Below are 22,184 nucleotides of genomic sequence, written 5' to 3'. Positions count from 1 at the left end.
ATTGGTGACTGATTGAAGGGTGTATACCAATCGTGATAATGGTGTGAATCCACTTGTGAATGCACTTCGGACAGAAACAAACGTAGAAGTTATTGTGAGTCTGAAGGTAAGGCAACTTTAAACAGAAATAAGAGTAAACAGAAAATATGAGTCGGAAGGCTATTAAACGCTAACAAAGGATACCTCTCAATTCACCACATAAAAAGCGCTCATAGTTTTAAGGTTTAACATTTTTGTTCAAAGACTTGGCGATAGTGGAGGGACGATGAAAATGGACAACATAAAGATCATCGAAAGCGCAAGAGAATTTGCAAAACAAACGCATGCTTTAGATTCCAGTGGTCATGATTGGTGGCATGTTTGGCGAGTGGCAGAGCTCGCTAAGCGTATCGCCGAGCAAGAGGGGGCAGACATCTTTATCTGTGAGTTGGCAGCGTTACTACATGATATTGCCGATGAAAAATTAAATAAAAGTGAAGCTGAAGGTTTAGAAAAAGTGAACGACTGGCTTGAGAACCAAAAGATTGCCAAAGAACATATTGAGCATATTTTAACAATTATTCAATCGATGTCCTTTAAAGGTGGCGGACGTCCTCCAATGAAAACATTAGAAGGCAAAATTGTTCAGGATGCTGATCGCTTAGATGCTATAGGAGCAATAGGGATTGCTCGTACTTTTGCCTATTCAGGTGCCAAAGGACAGCCTATTTATAACCCAGAAATACTCCCACGTGAGCATTTAACTCATGAATCCTATCGAAAGGAACAGAGTACAGCGATTAATCATTTTTATGAAAAACTTTTAAAGCTTAAAGCATCAATGAATACTCCATTTGCCAGAGAATTGGCAGAGCGCCGCCACAATTTAATGGACAGTTATTTAAAAGCCTTTTTTCTCGAATGGCAAGGTAAAGCTTAGTCCTCATTCCTGGGTGTTTTCTTGCCAGGAGGAATAAAGACCAGTGCCATCACAACCAGGGCAATCAAACGGAGCGGAATATTCGAATCCAAAAGAAGGGGTGAAGCCTCTTCCGTTACAATCGGGACACAAGCCAAGCGTTTCCATCTCACTCCGATGCTTTTCATCACGTTCTGCTTTCCAATTCGAAAGGGCGTTAAACAATCCCATCATGTATCACCTCTTAAATAAGTTTTATCTTAGTTTGTGAAACCGTACGATTTTTTAAACCATTTAAGCGGTAAAATTTACAGTTGAGCTGCAAAACGTTAAAACGTCCTTCATTTTTGAAAATTCAAACTTTATAGGTTATTATATGATCGCACAATAAACAAGGTGAATTTCAGGAGAAAAACAGACTAAAAAACCAGCACTTGAAGAAGCGCTGGTTTTTTCATAACGTCAGAATTTATAACTTAGCGGAAGACCTTATAAGTGCAACTTAGGCTTATCGCATTAAGGCTTGGCGACAAGCCAAGTTTTCTAATAAATAAATAGCTTGTGATTAGCAACAAACTATAGTATTATTATATTTGGTTTCACTATAATAATTAAACATTCATAAGTTTACCCATATTAATTATAACGCATAATTTTTTTGATGTCAACTTCAAGGAACGCATAATTTTTATAAGATATGGGATCTGACAAATGAGGGAGGCTTTTTGAATGGCGATTGATCAAAACGAGTTCAAAAAAGAGCAAAAACGTGTAGATAAGGTTGTTGAAGTGATTGAGTATAAAGAAAATAAACTAGTGGAGAGTACAGGTGGATTAAAGGAAGATATCATTGATATTAGAAAACGTTTTTGGGAAGATGTGACGGTTAACGTCGATGAACCCGATGATATTGTAGAATCACATGCTACGATCAAGCAACAGGCTGAAATGCTTGCAGAGCGTGAAAGAAGCCATAAACACTATCATAAAGAACTGAAAACCCTCGATCGCCTGAAACAAAATCCTTATTTTGGTCGCATTGATTTTAAAGAAGCATCGGAGCAGGAAATAGAACAAGTGTACTTAGGCATCGCTTCATTAATGGATGAAACCAATGAATCCTTTCTTATATATGATTGGCGGGCTCCGATCTCTAGTCTTTATTATGATTATACCCCAGGCCCAGCACAATATGAAACACCAGAAGAAACAGTTAAAGGGAACATGGAATTAAAACGACAGTTTATCATTCGCAATAGCCAAATAAAAAGTGTTTTTGATACGGGTGTTACTATCGGTGATGAATTACTTCAAGAGGTCTTGGGGAACCGATCAGATACACATATGAAAAGCATCGTCGCGACCATTCAAAAAGAACAAAATAAAATCATTCGTGATGATTCTAGTCGTTTATTAGTGGTTCAAGGTGTCGCTGGAAGCGGAAAGACCTCTGCAGCCTTACAGCGTGTGGCTTATTTACTTTATCGATACCGCCAAACTTTAAATGCGAATAATATTTTACTGTTTTCACCCAATCCTCTCTTTAACAGTTATGTGGCCTCTGTTCTCCCTGAATTAGGGGAAGAAAATATGGAACAAAAAACCTTTCAGCAGTATTTAGAGGCGGAATTAAGTCCTGCTTTTACGGTTGAAGATCCCTTTAATCAAATAGAATATACACTTTCAGGAAGAGAGGAGGAGCATTATCAGATAAGAATGGCGAGTATCCATTTAAAATCAAGTCTTAAGTTTAAAAGGATAATGGATGACTATATTCAACAGCTTGGGTTAAAGGGAATGATCTTCAGAAATATAAAGTTTCGTGGCAAAAGATTGGTAACAGCCCAAGCGATTCACGATTTTTTCTATTCTTTAGACGCCTCACAGTCCATTACCTTTCGAATGGAGCAAGTCGAGGCTTGGATTTTAAAGGAACTTAAAAAATTTGAACGTCAAGAACGTAAGAAGGTATGGGTTAATGAAGCCATTAATCTTTTAGATAAAGGAGATTATTTGGAGGTTGATCAAGCTATTGAAGCAAAAGATGGTTTTCACGAAGATTCCTTTGACGATATCGAACAAGAAGAAGCACGCTTAAGTCGGCTCGTTGTTCATCGCCATTTCAAACCCTTATACAAAAAGGTCAAGCAGCTGAAATTTATTAATATCCAAGCGATATATATGGCACTTTTTAAAGAAACGTTCTCATCAAAACCCCGCCGTTGGAAAGAGATTGCGCAAGCAACGATCAATCAGCTATCACAACATCAAATATACTACGAGGACGCGACGCCCTACTTGTATTTAAAAGGAAAAATCGAGGGACGTTATCAAAACACAGCCATTCGCCATGTGTTTCTCGATGAAGCCCAAGACTATTCGCCATTTCAGATCGCATTGTTAAAAGAATTTTTTCCTAAAAGTAAAATGACGGTTCTCGGTGATTTTAACCAAGCGATTTATCCTCATACCGAAAATCTAACGGACTTACTCGCAGATGATGTTTATGATGTGGAGGCACAAGAACGCATTGTCCTCACTCGAAGCTATCGTTCAACGTATGAGATAACAGAGTTTACAAAACCCATTGTTGAAGGAAACGAAGAGATTATCCCGTTTAATCGTCACGGTGAAAAGCCCACGTTGACACTTGTGAATGATGAGTTGGGTCACAGAGAGAAGCTCGCCAAAACGATAAAAGCCCTTCAAGAAAAAGGCCATGAGACCATCGCTGTGATTTGTAAAACGGCAAAAGAGAGTGATGCCGCCTATGATGCGCTAAGTAAAGCCTTCGATGTTCGACTCGTGACGAAGAAAACAAGTACGTTTGAAAAAGGAATCTTAGTGCTTCCGTCTTATTTGGCAAAAGGCATTGAATTTGATGCCGTGTTAATTTATAACGCCTCTAAAGACATTTACACTCAAGCTTCGGAAGCTAAACTCCTGTATACGGCCTGTACACGGGCAATGCATGAACTTCATCTGTTTTCAATTGGTGAAAAGAGTTCTTTACTCGAAAAAGTCCCGAGTGAATTATATACAGTTTTAAAATAAAGTATAAATAGCGCTGCAATAATTGTGGCGCTTTTTTTATCTATCAACCAATGAGAGCTAATTAATAACTTAGCTGAAGATCCTTGCAATTACCCCTTTTGTGGTAAACTAGTTGTAAAAATATTTCAGAAAAATATAAATAAGTTGATTAAGGAGAGCTTATGAAATTAATATTACTCTTCGGACCACAAGCGGTTGGTAAGATGACGGTAGGACAAGAATTAGAAAAACTTACAGGCTTGAAGCTGTTTCACAATCATATGACAATTGATTTGCTACATCCCTTTTTTGGTTTTGGACCGGAAACTTGGAAACTATCAAGTACTTTTCGGGAAGCGATTTTTAATGAAGTGGCCAGGAGTCCAACATTATCTGGTTTGATTTTTACTTTTGTATGGGCTTTCGATATGGAGGAAGATTGGGCGTTTGTTGAGCAAACGTGTAAAATCTTCGAATCAAAAGGAGCAGACATTTATTTTGTTGAACTTCAAGCGGATGTAGAAACGCGATTGGTACGCAATAAAACGCCTCACAGACTCGAACATAAACCGACAAAACGTCATATTGAAGAATCGGAACATAATTTGAAAGAAACGTTGGTGCAACATCGGCTTAATTCAATGAAAGGCGAAATCAAAAGGGACAATTATATAAAAATAGACAATACCCATAAGACGCCTGAAGCCGTCGCGCAAATGATAAAGGAAAAATTCAAGCTATAAAATTCATGGGTAAAAGCTCTCAAACCTCAAAAGAAGAGTATCAACATTTCTCATAATAAAAGACGCCATAGCGAAGGTTTTAGATCAACGATAATGGCGTACCAAGGTAAAGAGGATCAATTTAGCTCACTAACAAAAGGGAGAGTGGAAGACTTGAAAATTGGGGAAGCGCGGATGTATGCCTCTGAATGGGTGGAAGAGCAAGCTAGTAAGTTAAAAGGATTTTGGGGAGCTTATTATAGCGGGTCAACGATCATGTTAGCGGATGCTGCTGAACTCTCACCATCCTCTGATTTGGATATCATGATTATTCTTGATAGTGAAGAGACTCCACTCAAAATTGGCAAATTTGTCTATAAGGGCGTTTTGATTGAAGCCTCTTATTTGTCTAAAAGTCAGTTTAACTCCGTGGAGGATGTTCTAGCACACTACCATTTAGCCAACAGTTTTCAAGTGAATACCATTATTGCTGATCCTACTGGAGAATTAGGTCAAATCCAAAAACAAGTTGCCCACCATTTTGCAGAAAAAAAATGGGTAGAACGTCGCAGTCAAGACGCTCTGAAAAAAGTGGAAAACGGACTACGATCCATTGACGAATCAGCCCCGTGGCATGATCAAGTGACCTCCTGGTTATTTCCAACAGGTGTGACGACCCATGTCCTGTTAGTCGCTGGACTTGAAAATCCCACCGTGCGTAAAAGATACCTGGCTGTAAAAAAGGTGCTTTCAAAGTATGGATACGATGAGGTGTATGACAAATTAATCGCATTACTCGGGTGTCAATCATTAACACCTGAATGTGTGGAAGCCCATCTTGACGCTCTGGCCCATACCTTTGATGTCACAACTTCAGTTGCACAAACTCCTTTTTTCTTCAGCAGCGATATCAGTGCATCCTCTCGCGTACTTGCCATTGATGGAAGCCGTGACCTTATTCGCGCAGGAGACCATAGGGAAGCCGTTTTTTGGATTCTTGCAACCTTTGCACGTTGTCACAAAATCTTAGCTGCTGATGCTCCAGAACGAGAACAGGAACTCGCGCCTGCCTTTAATGACGCTGTTGCTGAGCTTGTTGGTATTACCTCAATCGAAGACCTTTTTCAAAGGGCAGAAGACGGCCTTCAATTTCTTCCAAAACTTTGGGAAGTAGCAGAAGCAATCATTGCAGCCAATCCGATTATCACCGAATAAGTTATATATTGATTCATTGGGAGGGGATCATAAGCCCCAAATCAATGGATTTTAATCTCAGGTTAGATCAAACAATGAGAAACATTGAGGAAACTTCGTGAAGTGAGGAAGAAGCGGGACAAGACATTCAAAAATTAAAGTATATAAAAAGGTATTATATTGATAGTGTAGATATATTAATGCTCGGTTTTGTAGGGGGGGAGTCATATAAAAACCCTTTTATTCTCTAAAGAAATCGATGAAATAGATTGGTTGGATTTTACGGATGCCTTACAAGCTATTTTAAAAAATAGTATAGAGGAACAATTGTTAATAGATATTTATAGTATAAAAAACGCCAGGTTCCTTAAAACCGAGCGTTTTTACTATTTTCAATTCTCATTCTTAAAATACATATGTCCCTAAGACGCAACTTCTCCTTGCTGGAGGAGGTACATCTTATGATACAAGCCTTTGAAGGCGAGAAGCTCTTGGTGTGTTCCACGTTCGACGATTTCACCCTTGTGTAGCACGAGAATTTGATCGGCGTCTTGGATGGTTGAGAGACGGTGAGCAATCGCAATGGTTGTTCGTCCTTCACGCATTTTAGCAAGCGCTGTTTGTATCGCTTCTTCAGTTTCCGTATCCACATTCGCTGTAGCTTCATCAAGAACAAGAATCCGTGGGTCAATGGCCATTGTCCGGGCAAAGGAAAGTAATTGCCGCTGACCACTTGAGAAGGTTGAGCCTCGCTCTCCAATGGGTTCATCATATGTCTTAGGCAATTTTTCTATAAAACTATCAGCTTGAACAAATTTAGCCGCTTCGACGATTTGCTCATCTGAAATGTTGCGGTTATTTAAACGAATATTCGACTTTACATCTCCAGCAAAAATAAAGGGATCTTGGAGAACCAGACCGATGTTTTTGCGCAGTTCCTCATCAGAAAAGGCTTTTAAAGACGTGCCATCGATCGTAATATCTCCCTTTTCAATAGGGTAGAAGCGCATTAAGAGATTAATAATCGAGCTTTTCCCACTACCAGTATGGCCTACAAGTGCAACCGTTTCTCCAGGATTAGCAACAAAAGAGATATTTTTTAATACATCTGTCTTGCCATCATAAGAGAAGGTCACATTCTTAAATTCAATCTTGCCTTCCTGAATAGAAGAAGCGCTATTTCCTATTTTTGTCGGGGCCATTTCAGTTTCGTCGAGAAGACCAAAAACGCGTTCCGCTGATACTGTTGCCTGTTGGAAATGTGTCAATTGCTGCATCATTGAATTGACAGGTTCAAAAAATCGGTCGAGATAATTGACAAAGGCATAGATCACGCCAATAGAAATAACAGAGTCAAACGAGCGAACCCCGAAAAAGCCAAGGACGAGAACCAAGCCTAAGACATAAAGGACTTGAACAGCTGGACGAAGTAACAGACTGTTTAACTTGATACTTTTTAAAGAAGCGTGATTATGCTCTCCATTGGTCTTCCCAAACTCTTTTCTTAATCGTTTTTCTTGGCGCATCGCTTGAATGATCGTCATCCCTTGCAGAGATTCATTAAGCCGTGCATTCAGTTGACTTAGCTTCTCCCGAGTTGTTCGAAAGACCACAGCACTCAGCTTTTTATAGCCATACATCAAAACAAACAAGAGCGGAAGTAAGATCAAACAAAAACTCGCCACCTTAACATTTAAAGCAAACATGGCAATGAAGATGCCGATGAGCATGACGGAGCTTTGCACTAGCGTTGCAAGCACGGTAACAAAGAGCTCTTTAATCGCTTCCGTATCATTTGTAATCCGAGAGATTAAGCTGCCTCCAGGCGTTTTATCGAAAAAGGAAAGGCCGAGATGTTGGACCTTATTAAAGACATCAACACGAAGTTGCTGAATGATTTTTAAGGCAACGGTTTGAAAATTTATGATTTGCAAGTAATGAAAAAGCGCCGTTCCAATATAAAGTAGCACAAAGATAATTCCAAGGCCTGTTAGCGATTGCCAAGCAAAGTGCCGAGGCGTTAAATAGTCATCAATAAACACTTTGGCAATATAAGGCCCTAAAAGGTCGGCACCCGTCGCAAGAAAAAGAATTAAAAATGCAAAGGCAAGCTGTTTTTTATGGGGCTTGGTGTAACTTAACAAACGTCGAAATACTTTTTTACGCGCTAAATTTTCTTTTGGATAGCTTTCATTCATGAGGATATCCCTCCTTGTACGACGAATGATTCAAGTTGTTGGCGTCGGAACATCGCCCGATACCAATGATCTTCAGCCATTAATTCAGCATGCGTGCCATGTTCAATAATTTCGCCATTTTCTAGTACAATAATGATATCAGCGTGTTGAATGGCACTCAGGCGATGGGCGGTAATAAAGGTCGTTTTATTTTGGCGATTTCTTTTTAACGCTTCTAAAATGGCTTCTTCGGTACGGGCATCAACGGCTGATAGCGAATCATCCAAAATGAGAATTTCTGGATTGATTAACAAGGCGCGAGCAATGGACACCCGCTGTTTTTGGCCTCCGGACATCGTTACACCGCGTTCACCAACCACAGTGTCATACCCTTCTTTAAATGCCAGGATGTCCTCGTGAATATTAGCGAGTTTAGCAGCCTCATAGATTTCTTCCAAGGTCGCATCAGGTTTTGCAAAAGCGATATTTTCAGCAACAGTGGCTGAAAAAAGAAAGTGATCCTGAGGCACATAGCCAATCGCTTGGCGGAGGCTGCTCATTTTATAATCATAAATAGAGGTCCCACCAATGAGAATATCTCCAGCTTGGCAATCCATTTCCCTTAATAAGAGCTTAACTAAAGTTGATTTTCCGCTCCCCGTTTTACCCACAATTCCGATCGTCTGTCCCTGCTTTAAATCGAACGCAATATTTTTTAAAACAACAGGGGTGTCCTCAGTGTAGCGAAAAGTTTCAATGCGATAAGCAATATCACCACTGGGCACTTTCGCTAAAGCATTGGGACGATCGACAATATCGGGCTTGACTTTTAAAAGCTGACGAATGCGGTCATAGGAGGCGCGGCCGCGCTCAACAATATTAAATAAAATTCCGAACGCCAGCATCGGCCAGACCAGTTGCCCAAGATAGAGACTAAAACTCGTTAATTCACCAATTGTAATCGAATCATGGACGACAAAAATGGCACCAAAAACAAGCGTTAAAAAGTAGGAGAGACCGACAAAAAAAGTGATGGTCGGGTCAAAGAGGGCATCCACTTTTGCTACTTTAATGTTCTTAGCAACGACATCCGCCGATTGCACTCGAAAGTTTTCCTTTTCGGCTTGTTCTTCACCAAAAGCCTTGATGACACGAACTCCTGATACATTTTCTTGAACTCTATCATTAAGCTCAGAAAAAGCCGCCTGAGCATCGTGAAAATTTTTGTGAAGGAGATTCCCATAATGACTGATAGCCCAAGCCATGAAAGGCATAGGAATCAGCGCAATAATGGTTAAGCGCCAATCGATGATGGCAGCCATCGCAACAATCACCATTGCCCCCATCGTGATTGAGTCAACAAGCATAAGAATCCCGTCACCAGCTGCTTCTTGTACGGCGCGAATATCATTCGTGGAGTGAGCCATCAAATCGCCTATGCGTCTTTTACTATAAAAATGGGAGGTCATTTTAGTAAAATGTCCAAAAAGACGATCTCTTAATAGCTTTGCAAGATTCATGGAAGACCCGAAAATAAGCATTCGCCAGCCGTAGCCAAATCCATAGGCTGCAAATCCTGAGATGATTAAAATACTCAACCATTTGAATAATGATCCCGATGTTAAGGTATGAAGACGAATATCATCGACGATAACCCCTACAATAAAAGGAGGGACCATTGACATAAAGCTTGAGCACATAAGAAGGACAATTCCCCATATGTACTTTGCTTTTTCTTGCCGGAAATACCACATAAGATCAATAAAAACTTTCATATCCTACCCCCTAAACACTTCCTGAGACAACGAGAAAACAGGTCCACAGAAAAGCCAGTTTTTCTTTGCCCCATCTCTTTTTTTATTCTGAAAACGCAAAAAAACCACGGGTTCTAAACTGCACACACCCCTGGTTATCTCCAGAACATTCTTTGTTCACTTTTTCGTAAATAGGTCAAGTGATCTTGCATGAAGGTTGTGCCATTATACGCTCTATGCTGTTATTAAGAGTTATTATCATTTGAGTTCTCATGACACACACCCACCATCTCTAAACGAATTATTCCATAAATATTATATACTTAAAAAACACAATAAGTAAAGAGAATTTCGCCTAGTCAAATTATTTATTTATAGATAAAATAATACATACTTTTGGTTTACACAAGCAAAACAGACTGCCATGCTTTGGCAGTCTGAAAGAGAAAAGGGTGCTTCAGGGTTATCTAACATATAATTTTTGTCCAACGGTTAAAGTAGCTAAATTGCTGTCTTGTGGATTGAGATTGGCAAGCTCAGAAGATGTCATGCCATATTTTTTAGCGATGACCCATGCCGTTTCGCCACTTTTAACGGTGTGGATATTAGCTGCAACGCGAATCCTTTGCCCTACACTAAGCCTATTGAAATTTGTTACCTTTGGATTCAAAACCTTGATCTGATTGAGTGTGATACCATATTTTTTGGAGATGATATAAAATGTATCGCCTTTTTTAACCGTATAATATTGAGATGAAGCTTTTGGTGCTGCTTTTGGCGTAGGTGGGTTTGCAACATTTGATTTAATGAATTCTTGAACCCATAACCCATTGTAATACCCGACACCAATTTGGTTAAAGGCACTACTTAGAATATTAGCCCGATGCCCTTCAGAATTCATCCAGGACGTCATTACCTCTTGAGAACTTCTTTGTCCTTTCGCAATGTTCTCACCTGCCGAACTATACTGAATGCCATAGCTTTTCATCATATCGAAGGGTGAGCCATAGGTGGGAGAGGATGGGAAAAGTAATTCTTATTATACATATCCTTGGCCTTATCTTCAGCCATTTTTGCGAGTGCTGTATTATAAGTAAGCGCATTAAGTCCTTGTTTAGAACGCTCCTGATTGACTAAAGAGGCGACTTGTTCTTCAAAGGTTTGTCCCAACGCCTGAGTTCCTATACCTATCAACAACAAAAAAGCAACAAGACCCGAGGTAAGCGCTTTTTTCATGTGTTCACCTCCTTATATATCGTCTGTAACACCTTTAATATGTCATGTTTTTACCTTTTCATTCCTTTCATAGCCTATTACAGCCTTGACATTATATCTCGAATTAAAGATAATTGAAATGAATAGCATTAAAAAGGAGCATTATCCATGATTCATGTTTATAAAGAAGGAAAGTCAAAAAAACCGGTATTCCTTTTGCTTCATGGCACAGGGGGAAACGAGCGAGATCTCATACCTTTGGCCAATTTGATCGATCCAGAAGCGACATTGTTAGGGGTTCGGGGGAATGTTACTGAAAATGGGATGCCAAGATTCTTTCGCCGCTTAGCAGAAGGGGTGTTTGATGAGGAGGATTTAATTCAACGAACCGAAGAATTACAAGCGTTCCTTAGTGAGGCGGCTGAAAAATATAGCTTTGATCGTGAAAACATCCTAGCGATTGGTTTTTCAAATGGGGCAAATATTGCAGGAAGTCTTTTATTCCACTATGAAAAGGCGTTAAAAGGAGCCATGCTTCTTCACCCTATGGTGCCCAGAAGAGGAATCGACTTACCCAATTTAAAATATACGCCAGTATTTATTGGCGCAGGCAAACAGGATCCCTTAGTGCCTCAATCAGAGACATTAGAATTAGCAGACTTATTAAAGAATGCTGGTGCCAGTGTAGACCTGCACTGGGAAAATGGCGGACACCAATTAACGCACAGTGAACTCCAAGCGGCTAAAGCATGGTATGAAAAAGTAAAATAATTTTAGAAAAAACCGAGAAAAAAGCATGCCCGGTCCTCGTTTAGACATTGAAAAGTCTTTTACTCTTTTACCCAAAGGCTGCATAACAACTCAGTTGATTGGAACGTAAGGTGCGAGATTCAACTTATAAACTCAGTGGATTCCTCAGCGTCGTTGACTCACAGGTACCTAAACTAGAGTCTTTCGAGAAAAGCACGTGTCCGAAGGATCCATTTTGGAAAGCACAGATAATCCATTCCAAAATGAGCTTTTTGAGAAAACTTGGGTTCCGACAAGCCTTAATGGCGAAAGCCAAAGCTGTACATATAAGGTCTTTCGCAAAATAGACATTCTGACGTTTAATAAAAAGGAGGGGGCACTTAGCCACCCTCCTTTACTCATTGGTTAGGGATCTCCAATAAAAGTTTATAATATTGGTTGCCATTTCTTCATAGGCTGTAAATAACTCCTGCATAGAAGGAGCATTTCCCATCCGGAGTAATGCGATAAAGGCATGCGCTGCAAAGGGAGGGGAAACGGGTCTTATTTCATTATTGTTGACCGCCTCTTCAATAACAACCTCAATTTCTTGGTACATTCTTTCTTCAGCCTGACGCATCATATGTGTTTGATTTTCCGATACATTGTTCTTGGTTTCTCGTAAAAAACCGTCTAGGTCAATATCCATCGTGGCTCTCAAGTGGGCTTCAGCGACATCAAACAAGCGATCTTTTAAAGGTTTTTCACTATGTAATAACGAATCGATCTGTCGACGGATCCTTTCCATCATTTGTAAGATACTTTCAGTAAAAAGCTCGGCCTTTGTTTTAAAATAATAATAGACAGTTGCCTTTGTCACACCACAAGCTTCAGCGACATCATCTACGGATACCTTTTGATAACCATGGTTAAGAAAAAGTCGTATGGCCGCATGAATAATCACCTGATCGGTTGTGGTGTTTTTCTGTGTCGTTGGTGGTCGGCCGGGAGAGCGACGACGTTTTTCAGTCAATCCTCTTTCACTCCTTTAAATCCCTCTTTCATTTGCATTATACCATAATTGAACATAACTCATATTCAGAGAAAATTATTGTGTCATAAGCATTGAAAAATTAACTAACCAGTATATATAATATAGTGAGAAACAGATGAGGATGTGACACTATGGAGAGTTTATTATATACATGGGGAAGATTTGTAGCTGGACGAAGAGGACGATGGGTCACCTTAAGCATTTGGATCATTATTGCTGGAGTCCTCTCGATGATATGGCCTAGCGTAAACAGTGTTGAAGATAATGCTGCCGCACAATTGCCGAAAGATATCCCTTCCGTTCAGGCGAGTGCTATTGAAAAAGAACAGTTTCCAAGCGATGCAGGGACTCCTTTACTCATCGTTTGGAATGATTCAAAAGGTCTTCAGTCTGATGATTTCAATAAGATTCGTCAATTATATCAACATCTGAGTGAGGAGCCACTGAAGCAGCAAAGCTTTATCCCACCGCTACAAAAGGCAACGGATGTTGCTTTAAGCCAATCTGTTTCAAAAGACGGAACAACTTTGGTAACCCCCATTTTCTTCAGACAAAACGCTGAGGAAGGGGCTTTAAATGCGGATTTAGCCTCCTTACAAAAGCAAGTGGGTAAACAAGCAATTACAAATAATCTTAAGGACAAGGGTCTACATGTGCGGTTTACAGGCCCGATTGGGATTTCAACGGATGCCAAAGCCTTGTTTGGGAAAGCCGATATCACCCTGCTTATTGCCACGATTCTTCTTGTTCTTATTTTGCTTATTGTCCTTTATCGATCACCAATTTTAGCCTTTGTTCCTCTTGTTGCTGTTGGATTTTCCTATGGTGTCATTAGCCCAATACTTGGACTATTAGGTGATAAAGGGTGGATTACGCTTGATACACAAGCCGTTTCGATAATGACGGTATTATTATTTGGAGCAGGCACAGATTATTGTCTTTTTTTGATCACAAAATATAGGGAATCGTTACTTGAAGAAAAAGATAAGCACATTGCATTAAGTGGAGCCATTAAGTCAGCAGGTGGAGCCATTATGATGAGTGCCTTAACCGTTGTATTAGGACTGTCAACCTTGTTTTTAGCCCATTACGGTTCCTACCAACGCTTTGCTGCGCCTTTTAGTTTAGCCATTTTGATAATGGGTATTGCTGCCGTAACCCTTTTACCTGCACTATTAACGATATTTGGAAGAGTGTCGTTCTTTCCATTTATCCCGAGAACGCCAGCAATGCTTGAAGAACATGCAAGTAAAAAACAAAAGCCTTTACGGCAAAGAACGACACAGTCCCAGTTTAGTGAGAAAATCGGAAAGCTCGTGACACAAAAACCTTGGTTAATCATCATTATTTGCGTAATTTTCCTTGGGGGTTTGGCTTCATTTTCAGCAAAAATTGCTTATTCTTATGATTTACTTGAATCCTTTCCCAAGGATATGCCTTCTAGAGAAGGCTATACCTTAATTTCTGACAAATTTTCTTCTGGAAAATTAGCACCGATGAAAGTCATTGTGGATTCAGAAGGTCGGAAGACAAATGTAAGAGAAGTGCTTCAAAGCCTTTCTTATGTAAAAGAAGTTTCTGTAGAACAAAGTGGACTTAAGGATCATAACATCAAAGGCTATGACGTCACACTAAAAGGAAACCCTTATTCACCTAAGGCGATGAATGATGTTCCTAATATTAAAAATAAAGTGGTTAATGCGTTAAAACAAGCCCATATTCAGAACGCCACGGAAAAGGTATGGCTTGGTGGAGAAACGGCTTCCCTTTATGATACGAAGCAAGTCACCGATCGAGATAAGCATATTATTATTCCAGTCGTTATCGGGATTATTGCTTTACTCCTTATCCTTTACTTGCGAAGTATCATCGCAATGTTATATCTGATTATCACTGTTTTACTTTCCTACTTTTCAGCTCTTGGTTCAGGATGGCTTATTCTCCATTTTGGTTTCGACGCTAGTACCATGCAAGGGTTAATTCCGTTATATGCTTTCGTCTTTTTGGTTGCTTTAGGAGAGGATTATAATATCTTTATGATCTCGAGCATTTGGAAGAAAAGCCGGATCATGCCACTACACCAAGCGATCTCCAACGGGGTTCAAGAGACCTTTTCAGTCATAACATCTGCAGGTCTTATACTGGCAGGCACCTTTTTAGTCTTAGCTACATTACCGATTCAAGTGCTTTTACAATTTGGGACCGTCACAGCTATTGGTGTGATCTTGGATACTTTTGTTGTGAGACCATTACTAGTACCAGCCATTACAGCCGTTCTCGGTAAATATGCTTTTTGGCCTAGCTTGGGCAAAAATAGACCCATGATGCTCAAAAGGGAAAAACACCCTCATCCATAAATGAGAAAAAAGAGCGCCTCGTGTGGCGATTAGTATCAACGCTCTAACAGCACCCTTAAATACACGCTTTTTATAGAAGGATCAGACATGACGTGGCAATGCTAGCCGCTAACATAGTGCTGATCCTTTTTTATGGTTTATTTCCATCTGGCGCCTTCTAAGTTTATTCTTTATTTAATTTGAAATATTAGTTAATATAGAGATAATTTAATAAAATTTTAGTAGGAAAGATCATTGACGTTATTAAAACCAATATGATAAAGTATAACTAACATTTCATCTCTTTAGTTAGATAAAGAGAAAAAGAATCGGAAGGATAGATCGTCATGCAATTACCCCCAGAGAGTCAGGATGATTTAGGTTGGGTTGTCAGCCAACGATTAGAAATCTTTGAAACTTTTAGGAAAACAGCACGTTTACGTGGTTATAATGAAATTACCACCCCTGTCATCGAATATGCCGAAACATTTACTAATCCTTACGTGGGAATGAATCTCAAAACCATGCTCAAATGGTTTGATTCAGAAGGAGATATTGAGGTTCTTAGACCCGATTGGACTATCGCTATCGCTCGTGCTTTATCCTCAGAACATTCTTCTAGAAAAAAATGGGCGTATCAAGGCTCTGTTTTTCAAACCGATAAACCGGGAATAGAGTGTCGCCAAGCAGGGATTGAAATTGTCGATATGGACCCCGTTCTTGGTGAAGTCGAGTGCTTGTTACTTGCCCATCAATTTTTACAAGACATTCATATTGATCCTTATTTCATAGAGCTTGGACATACCGGTGTTTTTGAAGCTTTAACACAATCAATGGCTCTGGGGAAAAGACCTAAGGAGCAATTAAGGCAAGCGATGCATGACAAGAATAAGGATGAGGTTTACCGTATCTCTAAAAATTTTAGTACGGATGAACAAGCGCGTGAGCTCACCGAACTTGTGGATGCCTTTGGCTCAACACATATTCTTGCAGACTATGAAAAGCGTTGGAAGAACCAGGAGCATTTACTTCACATTATTCATCACTTAAAAAAGGTGATCCGGTTATTAGAGGACCTTTCCGATCAAGAAATACTCATCGATTTAGGTCGAGTGAAAAATCTTCCATATTATTCAGGTATTATGTTTAGAGGCTATTCAAAAACAAGTGGTTCAACCTTGTTTTCTGGTGGACGCTATGACCACCTTTATCACCAATTCGAACGCAAAAGAACAGCAGTAGGATTGGCTTTCGATGTTGATGAACTGGTGCAAAATACAAGAGAAGAATCACGACCTTCTCGGATTTGCCTCCTTGCTGATTCAGACACTTTAGGAGCTGCAGAAGCCTTAAGAACATCCTTTGAACACGCCATTGTGGATGTTCAGTTTGAGGAAGTGGATAAGACCACTTATGATAAAATTTTTAAAATTGTTGATCGGTCGGGTCAGTACGAGGTGATTAAGGAATGAAAATATGTCTTGCATTAACTAAAGGCCGTTTAGAAACACAATGCTTAGATTATCTTAAACAACTATCATTCGACGTTGACCCTTTAATCGAAAAGGGGAGAAGGCTTTGTGTAGAAACCGACCAATTCAAAGTCTTTTTTGCCAAAGGTGTGGACGTTGCCACTTACGTAGAAAACGGCATTGCCGACTTAGGCATTGTAGGTGAAGACATTTTAATGGAATATCAGCCTGATGTTTATAATCTCTTACCCTTGCCTTTTGGAAAGTGTCGCATGGCTCTGGCCGGCATTCCCAAGGAAAAAGAACTCAATCGAAAATATCGAATTGCAACGAAATATCCTAAAATTGCCCGTGATTTTTTTCAAGAAAAAGGGGAGTCCGTGGATCTCGTCAAACTAGAAGGATCGGTTGAACTTGCGCCACTATTAGGCTTAGCAGATGACATCGTTGATATTGTCGAAACAGGCACAACTTTAAAGGAAAATGGCCTAGTTGTGAAGGAAGAAATTACAACCTTTACTGCGAGGTGTATCGCAAATCGTTCGTCACTAAAAGTCAAGCGTTCCGTTATTATGCCATTTGTTGAATCACTAGGAAAGGTGGCGGCATTGTAGCATGAACATCCCTAAGTACACTAAAACAGACTTTGAAACTATGTTTTTAACTAAGAAAGCTAAAAAAATGGAGATAAAAACTCTCCAAGTGGCCCAACAAGTGATTGATGATGTTCGCCAAAATGGTCAGCAGGCGGTTGAAAAATACGTCAAACAATTTGATGGTCAAGTGCCTGAATCCTGGATCGTCACGGACGAAGAAAGACAACAGGCAAGAGAGACGGTTTCTGATGATTTGATTCAAGCATTAGAAAAAGCAGCCCAAAATATAAGATCCTTTCATAGCAAACAGCTACAACACTCCCGGTTGATGACAACCTCTGAAGAAGTCATCGCGGGTCAGTTGTTTAGACCGATTGAAAAGGTCGGCCTTTATGTTCCTGGTGGAACAGCGACGTACCCTTCAACCGTTCTGATGAATGCGATCCCGGCCATGATTGCCGGTGTTAAAGAGATCGTCATGACGACGCCAGCTAAAAACGGTGGTTCAATCTCACCCATACTCTGTATTGCAGCTGATATTGCTGGTGTGCAAACCATATATAAAGTCGGAGGGATTCAAGCGATTGCGGCTTTGGCTTACGGAACAGAGATTATTACGCCTGTTAATAAAATCGTGGGACCAGGAAATGCTTATGTGGCGGCAGCTAAAAAGCTCGTCTATGGCGATGTGGGTATCGACATGATTGCCGGTCCTTCTGAGGTAGCTATCATCGCTGATGAGACAGCACATCCAAAATATGTTGCCGCAGATTTAATCGCCCAAGCGGAACACGACACTCAAGCTCGCGCCATTTTGTTGTCAACTTCTAACGCGCTGATTGAAGCCGTTCAACAGGAAATTGATCACCAATGCACTGTCTTACCCCGCAAGGACATTGCCGCTCAATCCCTTGAAGAACAAGGAGCGTTAGTACAGGTAGACTCTATTGAAGAGGCCTTCTCACTTGTCAATCAGCTCGCCCCTGAGCATTTAGAAATTCAATGTAAGGAACCACTCACATTATTAGGGAAAGTGCAAAATGCTGGCTCTGTGTTCTTAGGCTCCTATACACCTGAGCCCATCGGGGATTATTTCGCTGGACCGAATCATGTTTTGCCAACTCAAGGCAATGCCAAATATTCATCGGGCTTATCTGTTGATGATTTTATTAAAAAAACGAGCTTTCTCTATTATTCTCAGAATGCGCTAAGGGAAGCGGCTCCTTATGTTGACCAAATCGCAAAAGAGGAGCATCTTGAGGGACATGCTCGGGCTGTCTCAGTGAGACTTCAAGATAATGATTCTTGTTCGAAAACGAGCGATTAAAAGTGAGGGAAAACGATGCGAGAAGCAAAGAAATCAAGACAAACAAATGAAACAGGGATTAGTGTTCAAGTCTCATTGGATAATGCCGAAGAGGTTGTCATCCAAACAGGAGTCGGATTTTTCGATCATATGCTTGAATTATTGGCCCGGCACGGAAGAATTGGCCTCAAAGTCGAAGCTAAAGGCGATCTCCATATTGATAGTCACCATACCGTCGAAGATATCGGCATCGTCTTAGGACAGGTGTTGCGTGAAGCACTAGGAAATAAAGAGGGGATTACGCGTTATGGCTCGGCTTATGTGCCTATGGATGAAAGCCTAGGCTTTGTGGCCGTTGATATTAGCGGTAGACCTTTCTTACACTTTGAAGCCACCTTTGAAAATCCTAAACTCGGTCAATTTGATACAGAACTCGTCGAGGAATTTTTCAGAGCTTTTGCCTTTCAATCTGGACTGACGCTTCACGCTCGTGTTCTCTATGGCTCGAATACCCACCACAAAATCGAAGCCTTATTTAAAGCTCTAGGAAGAGCGCTTTCTCAAGCAATTAAAATTGATCCCGAGATTAAAGGGGTAAATTCTACAAAAGGAGTGATCGAATGATTGCTATTGTAGATTACGGAATGGGCAATATTGAGAGTGTAGCGATGGCTTTTAAAAAGCTAGGGTATGACATTTGTGTGACTGATGATATCCCTACGCTCGAACTGGCTTCTCATATTGTTTTACCCGGTGTCGGTGCCTTTCCAGCCGCAATGGAGGAAATTGCTAAACGGGGATTGCGTGAGCCTTTGCGGAAACTCGCTGGAACAACGCCGCTTCTCGGAATCTGTCTCGGTATGCAGCTGCTTTTTTCAGAAGGAGAAGAGGGAGGTACCCCAACAAAGGGTTTAGATATACTGCCCGGACGGGTGACTAAAATGGCAACCCAGGAAATTCTACCTCACATGGGATGGAATACTTTGAAAATATCTCCAGAGTATTCAACATTTGCTCCGCTTGAGGGAAAACATGTCTATTTTGTCCATTCATATAGCGTGAGTACCGATAAAAAATGGATCGTCGCCACCGCAGATTACGGGATGAATGTCACCGCTATTGTCAAAAAAAATCACGTTTACGGGATGCAATTCCATCCAGAAAAGAGCGGGGATGTTGGGCGTGAACTACTGAAACTTTTTCTTAAGGAGGCGGTTGCTGTATGAAAATTATACCCGCTATTGATTTAATCAACGGCCAATGCGTCCGGCTTTATCAAGGAAAATTCGAACAAACAACGCAAGTTGCCCCAGATCCACTTGTCCAACTCCAAACATTTATTCAGGATGGTGCCGAGCGTATTCATATTGTCGATCTTGATGGGGCCCGCTCTGGACAAGCGGCGCAATTTGACCTCATCTGCCAATTGATTCAATCATCATCCGTCCCGATTCAAGTTGGTGGAGGCATTCGCCAACTTACCACCATTGAAAACTATGTAGAAGCCGGTGTCCAAGGGGTGATTTTAGGAACAGGAGCCCTTGAGGATCGCCAATTTACAGAAGAAGCTTTAAAGCGTTTTGGAGATCACGTCATCATCGGTATTGATGCTATTAACGGAAAAGTGGCAACGAAAGGGTGGAAAGAGGTCTCCTTGATTGATTATATTGAATTTGCACAGGAAATGGAGACCTTAGGTGCCAAGACTATTATTTATACCGATATATCCAAAGATGGAACGTTAACTGGTCCAAATATCGATGAGCTCAAACAACTACAGCAAGCCGTCAACTGCAAAATTATTGCTTCAGGTGGCGTGACAACCAAAACAGATCTCATCGCACTTGAATATATCGGCATACAAGAGGCCATTGTGGGTAAGGCCATCTATCAAGGGACACTCTCTCTTAAGGAGGTCAGCCTATGATTGCCAAAAGGGTCATTCCTTGCTTAGATGTGAAGGATGGCAAAGTGGTGAAAGGGACAAATTTCGTTGGATTACGCACCGTTGGAGATCCGGTTGCATTAGCAATGGCCTATTCTCAGGAGGGTGCCGATGAGATTATCTTCTTGGATATTTCCGCAACCAATGAAGGAAGAAGAACACTATTTGATATGGTAAAGCAAACAGCTGAGAATGTGTTTGTCCCTTTTACAGTCGGTGGCGGTGTGAAAACCGTTGAAGATGTTACGGACCTTTTAAAAGCGGGAGCAGATAAAGTAGCCATGAATAGCGCTGCCGTGCAAAACCCTTCGCTTATTAAAGAATCCGCTTATCGCTTTGGGAGCCAGTGTATCGTGGTCGCCATTGATGCAAAACGCTTTGATGACGGATGGCATGTTATGACTCATGGTGGAAAGAAAGACAGTGGGATTGATGCGCTTGAATGGGCCAAACAGGCGGAAGAACTGGGGGCTGGAGAAATCCTTTTAACAAGTGTCGACCATGATGGTGTCAAAACAGGATTTGATCTCCCCTTAACACAAGCTGTTGTTGATGCAGTGAGAATCCCTGTTATCGCTTCGGGTGGCTGTGGTGCCCCCCATCATATTGCTGAAGTTTTTAAAAGCACCGATGTTTCTGCTGCGCTCGCTGCTTCAATCTTTCATGATCATACCCATTCAATTAAAGAGGTTAAAGACCTTTGCCAAAAACAAGGAGTGAATATTCGTGCCATTGGACTTTTCTAAAGGATTAATTCCTGCCATTATCATAGATGATCAAACCGAGCAAACATTAATGCTGGCCTATATGAATGAAGAAGCTTTTGCAAAAACGTGCGAAACAAAAGAGACATGGTTCTACTCTCGTTCACGCCAAGACCTGTGGCATAAGGGAGCCACCTCTGGGAATAAGCAACGTGTGAAGAAAATATTCGTCGATTGTGATCAGGACACTTTACTCATTAGAGTCGACCCCCTTGGCCCCGCCTGTCACACAGGAAGAAAAACTTGCTTTTACCGAGAATTTGACCTTTCATCTCAAACCTTAGTAGAAACCGAGAGTGTAGAACAGAGGGATATCTACAGTACCGTTATGGATGAAATTCTACAGAGGAAGGCAGCTCCTCGTGAAAATTCTTATACAAATTATTTATTTGAAAAGGGCACCGATAAAATCGGAAAAAAGGTTATAGAAGAAGCCGGGGAAGTTGTCATTGCTGCTAAAAACCAAAGTAAAGAAGAACTTATCAATGAGACAAGTGATCTTCTTTATCATAGCTTCGTTATGTTGGCTGAACAGAATGTTTCCTTAAGTGAAGTTGAAGACGAATTAAAACGACGCTTTACAGTTAAGGGGAATTTTAAAGGGGAAAGAAAAGAGATTAAGAAATGGTAAAAAGAGATTGGGATAAAAGTATATAAGACAAAGGAAAAACTGAACGATTTTGAAGTCATTCGGTTTTTTCCTTTGTACGTAAGGTCGCTCCGTCAAAACATTGCGCTTTTTATCGGCGTCATGACACTTACTCATATTTAAAAATATGATTGTTCGTCTTTTGATTTGGCTTATTTCTTTATGTCTTAGTATGTTTATAATATGAGAATTGATAAGTTGACTTCGTTATGAGTGTCCTTTTTGTTGACAAATACATTATTTGGATATTGAACAGAGTGAGTGATGTTGATAATACCTTTTAGTGAACAGGATTTTTAATGCCTGACTGAATAAGGAAGGGTATTTGCCCAGTTTTTCT

18 protein-coding genes and 1 pseudogene are annotated in these 22,184 nt (G+C 40.5%); 14 read left to right on the top strand and 5 right to left on the bottom strand.

Annotated elements, in window-relative coordinates:
- Nucleotides 1-271: 271 nt before the first annotated feature.
- Nucleotides 272-919 (top strand): HD domain-containing protein, encoded by a 648-nt coding sequence (locus tag IEV91_RS04065; protein WP_188496133.1) that lies wholly within the window; start codon nt 272-274, stop codon nt 917-919.
- 3 nt (nt 920-922) lie between these two features.
- On the opposite strand, the gene IEV91_RS04060 is transcribed toward IEV91_RS04065, so the two are convergent.
- Nucleotides 923-1,132 (bottom strand): methionine aminopeptidase, encoded by a 210-nt coding sequence (locus tag IEV91_RS04060; protein ID WP_229745392.1) that lies wholly within the window; start codon nt 1,130-1,132, stop codon nt 923-925.
- A gap of 495 nt (nt 1,133-1,627) precedes the next feature.
- Between IEV91_RS04060 and helD the strand changes: the two genes are divergently transcribed.
- The 3 genes from helD to IEV91_RS04045 all read left to right on the top strand — a co-directional run bounded on the left by helD (nt 1,628) and on the right by IEV91_RS04045 (nt 5,868).
- Entirely contained in the window at nt 1,628-3,952 is a 2,325-nt protein-coding gene (gene helD / locus IEV91_RS04055; protein ID WP_188496132.1) for an RNA polymerase recycling motor HelD, read from the top strand.
- A 161-nt stretch (nt 3,953-4,113) separates the two neighbouring features.
- Nucleotides 4,114-4,674 carry an ATP-binding protein gene (locus IEV91_RS04050; protein ID WP_188496131.1) on the top strand — a complete coding sequence of 187 codons (561 nt, stop codon included), beginning with the start codon at nt 4,114-4,116 and terminating at the stop codon, nt 4,672-4,674.
- Nucleotides 4,675-4,818: 144 nt separating this feature from the next.
- The gene (locus IEV91_RS04045; protein WP_308420006.1) at nt 4,819-5,868 is read left to right on the top strand and encodes a hypothetical protein; all 1,050 of its coding nucleotides are present in this window, start codon (nt 4,819-4,821) and stop codon (nt 5,866-5,868) included.
- Between the two features lie 401 nt (nt 5,869-6,269).
- Here the strand turns inward: IEV91_RS04045 and IEV91_RS04040 are convergent, their stop codons facing one another.
- From IEV91_RS04040 to IEV91_RS21845, 3 genes and pseudogenes are all read right to left on the bottom strand, one after another.
- The gene (locus tag IEV91_RS04040) at nt 6,270-8,045 is read right to left on the bottom strand and encodes an ABC transporter ATP-binding protein (protein ID WP_188496129.1); all 1,776 of its coding nucleotides are present in this window, start codon (nt 8,043-8,045) and stop codon (nt 6,270-6,272) included.
- Nucleotides 8,042-9,799 (bottom strand): ABC transporter ATP-binding protein, encoded by a 1,758-nt coding sequence (locus IEV91_RS04035; protein ID WP_188496128.1) that lies wholly within the window; start codon nt 9,797-9,799, stop codon nt 8,042-8,044. The genes IEV91_RS04040 and IEV91_RS04035 overlap by 4 nt, the downstream gene beginning before the upstream one ends.
- 784 nt (nt 9,800-10,583) lie before the next feature.
- Nucleotides 10,584-10,936: pseudogene (locus IEV91_RS21845) on the bottom strand (CAP domain-containing protein); the annotation flags it as partial.
- Nucleotides 10,937-11,161: 225 nt separating this feature from the next.
- Here IEV91_RS21845 and IEV91_RS04020 point away from each other — a divergent pair.
- Nucleotides 11,162-11,764, top strand: a complete 603-nt coding sequence (locus IEV91_RS04020) for an alpha/beta hydrolase (RefSeq protein WP_188496127.1) — start codon at nt 11,162-11,164, stop codon at nt 11,762-11,764.
- A 373-nt stretch (nt 11,765-12,137) separates the two neighbouring features.
- Here the strand turns inward: IEV91_RS04020 and IEV91_RS04015 are convergent, their stop codons facing one another.
- Nucleotides 12,138-12,755, bottom strand: a complete 618-nt coding sequence (locus tag IEV91_RS04015; protein WP_188496126.1) for a TetR/AcrR family transcriptional regulator — start codon at nt 12,753-12,755, stop codon at nt 12,138-12,140.
- Between the two features lie 152 nt (nt 12,756-12,907).
- Between IEV91_RS04015 and IEV91_RS04010 the strand changes: the two genes are divergently transcribed.
- From IEV91_RS04010 to hisIE, 9 genes are all read left to right on the top strand, one after another.
- Entirely contained in the window at nt 12,908-15,133 is a 2,226-nt protein-coding gene (locus IEV91_RS04010) for an MMPL family transporter (protein WP_188496125.1), read from the top strand.
- 326 nt (nt 15,134-15,459) lie between these two features.
- On the top strand, nt 15,460-16,584 hold the full coding sequence (locus tag IEV91_RS04005) for an ATP phosphoribosyltransferase regulatory subunit (protein WP_188496124.1): 1,125 nt from the start codon (nt 15,460-15,462) through the stop codon (nt 16,582-16,584).
- Nucleotides 16,581-17,198 carry an ATP phosphoribosyltransferase gene (gene hisG, locus IEV91_RS04000; protein ID WP_188496123.1) on the top strand — a complete coding sequence of 206 codons (618 nt, stop codon included), beginning with the start codon at nt 16,581-16,583 and terminating at the stop codon, nt 17,196-17,198. The genes IEV91_RS04005 and hisG overlap by 4 nt, the downstream gene beginning before the upstream one ends.
- Before the next feature lie 67 nt (nt 17,199-17,265).
- On the top strand, nt 17,266-18,507 hold the full coding sequence (hisD, locus tag IEV91_RS03995; protein WP_229745391.1) for a histidinol dehydrogenase: 1,242 nt from the start codon (nt 17,266-17,268) through the stop codon (nt 18,505-18,507).
- A gap of 15 nt (nt 18,508-18,522) precedes the next feature.
- A complete protein-coding gene (gene hisB / locus IEV91_RS03990; protein ID WP_188496121.1) occupies nt 18,523-19,110 on the top strand; it encodes an imidazoleglycerol-phosphate dehydratase HisB in 588 nt (195 codons plus the stop codon).
- Complete coding sequence (gene hisH / locus IEV91_RS03985; RefSeq protein ID WP_188496120.1) at nt 19,107-19,712, top strand: imidazole glycerol phosphate synthase subunit HisH; 606 nt, start codon at nt 19,107-19,109, stop codon at nt 19,710-19,712. The genes hisB and hisH overlap by 4 nt, the downstream gene beginning before the upstream one ends.
- A complete protein-coding gene (hisA, locus tag IEV91_RS03980; RefSeq protein WP_188496119.1) occupies nt 19,709-20,413 on the top strand; it encodes a 1-(5-phosphoribosyl)-5-[(5-phosphoribosylamino)methylideneamino]imidazole-4-carboxamide isomerase in 705 nt (234 codons plus the stop codon). Before hisH ends, hisA begins: the two co-directional genes overlap by 4 nt.
- Nucleotides 20,410-21,177 carry an imidazole glycerol phosphate synthase subunit HisF gene (gene hisF / locus IEV91_RS03975; protein WP_188496118.1) on the top strand — a complete coding sequence of 256 codons (768 nt, stop codon included), beginning with the start codon at nt 20,410-20,412 and terminating at the stop codon, nt 21,175-21,177. The genes hisA and hisF overlap by 4 nt, the downstream gene beginning before the upstream one ends.
- Nucleotides 21,158-21,826, top strand: coding sequence for a bifunctional phosphoribosyl-AMP cyclohydrolase/phosphoribosyl-ATP diphosphatase HisIE (gene hisIE, locus IEV91_RS03970; protein ID WP_188496117.1), 669 nt, complete (start codon nt 21,158-21,160; stop codon nt 21,824-21,826). The genes hisF and hisIE overlap by 20 nt, the downstream gene beginning before the upstream one ends.
- Nucleotides 21,827-22,184 lie beyond the last annotated feature (358 nt).

Source organism: Pullulanibacillus pueri (assembly GCF_014639255.1).
Lineage (GTDB): Bacteria > Bacillota > Bacilli > Bacillales > Sporolactobacillaceae > Pullulanibacillus > Pullulanibacillus pueri.
Note: the sequence above shows the minus strand (reverse complement) of the source record. Positions and strands in the feature narration are given on the sequence as shown.

Bases quoted from the DNA above. Each gene is read 5' to 3' on its own strand.
- IEV91_RS04035 (WP_188496128.1), bottom strand. From the start codon at position 9,799: ATGAAAGTTTTTATTGATCTTATGTGGTATTTCCGGCAAGAAAAAGCA.
- hisB (WP_188496121.1), top strand. From the start codon at position 18,523: ATGCGAGAAGCAAAGAAATCAAGACAAACAAATGAAACAGGGATTAGT.
- hisF (WP_188496118.1), top strand. From the start codon at position 20,410: ATGATTGCCAAAAGGGTCATTCCTTGCTTAGATGTGAAGGATGGCAAA.
- IEV91_RS04050 (WP_188496131.1), top strand. From the start codon at position 4,114: ATGAAATTAATATTACTCTTCGGACCACAAGCGGTTGGTAAGATGACG.
- helD (WP_188496132.1), top strand. From the start codon at position 1,628: ATGGCGATTGATCAAAACGAGTTCAAAAAAGAGCAAAAACGTGTAGAT.
- IEV91_RS04040 (WP_188496129.1), bottom strand. From the start codon at position 8,045: ATGAATGAAAGCTATCCAAAAGAAAATTTAGCGCGTAAAAAAGTATTT.
- IEV91_RS04020 (WP_188496127.1), top strand. From the start codon at position 11,162: ATGATTCATGTTTATAAAGAAGGAAAGTCAAAAAAACCGGTATTCCTT.
- hisG (WP_188496123.1), top strand. From the start codon at position 16,581: ATGAAAATATGTCTTGCATTAACTAAAGGCCGTTTAGAAACACAATGC.
- IEV91_RS04060 (WP_229745392.1), bottom strand. From the start codon at position 1,132: ATGATGGGATTGTTTAACGCCCTTTCGAATTGGAAAGCAGAACGTGAT.
- hisD (WP_229745391.1), top strand. From the start codon at position 17,266: ATGGAGATAAAAACTCTCCAAGTGGCCCAACAAGTGATTGATGATGTT.
- IEV91_RS04065 (WP_188496133.1), top strand. From the start codon at position 272: ATGGACAACATAAAGATCATCGAAAGCGCAAGAGAATTTGCAAAACAA.
- IEV91_RS04010 (WP_188496125.1), top strand. From the start codon at position 12,908: ATGGAGAGTTTATTATATACATGGGGAAGATTTGTAGCTGGACGAAGA.
- IEV91_RS04005 (WP_188496124.1), top strand. From the start codon at position 15,460: ATGCAATTACCCCCAGAGAGTCAGGATGATTTAGGTTGGGTTGTCAGC.
- hisA (WP_188496119.1), top strand. From the start codon at position 19,709: ATGAAAATTATACCCGCTATTGATTTAATCAACGGCCAATGCGTCCGG.
- hisH (WP_188496120.1), top strand. From the start codon at position 19,107: ATGATTGCTATTGTAGATTACGGAATGGGCAATATTGAGAGTGTAGCG.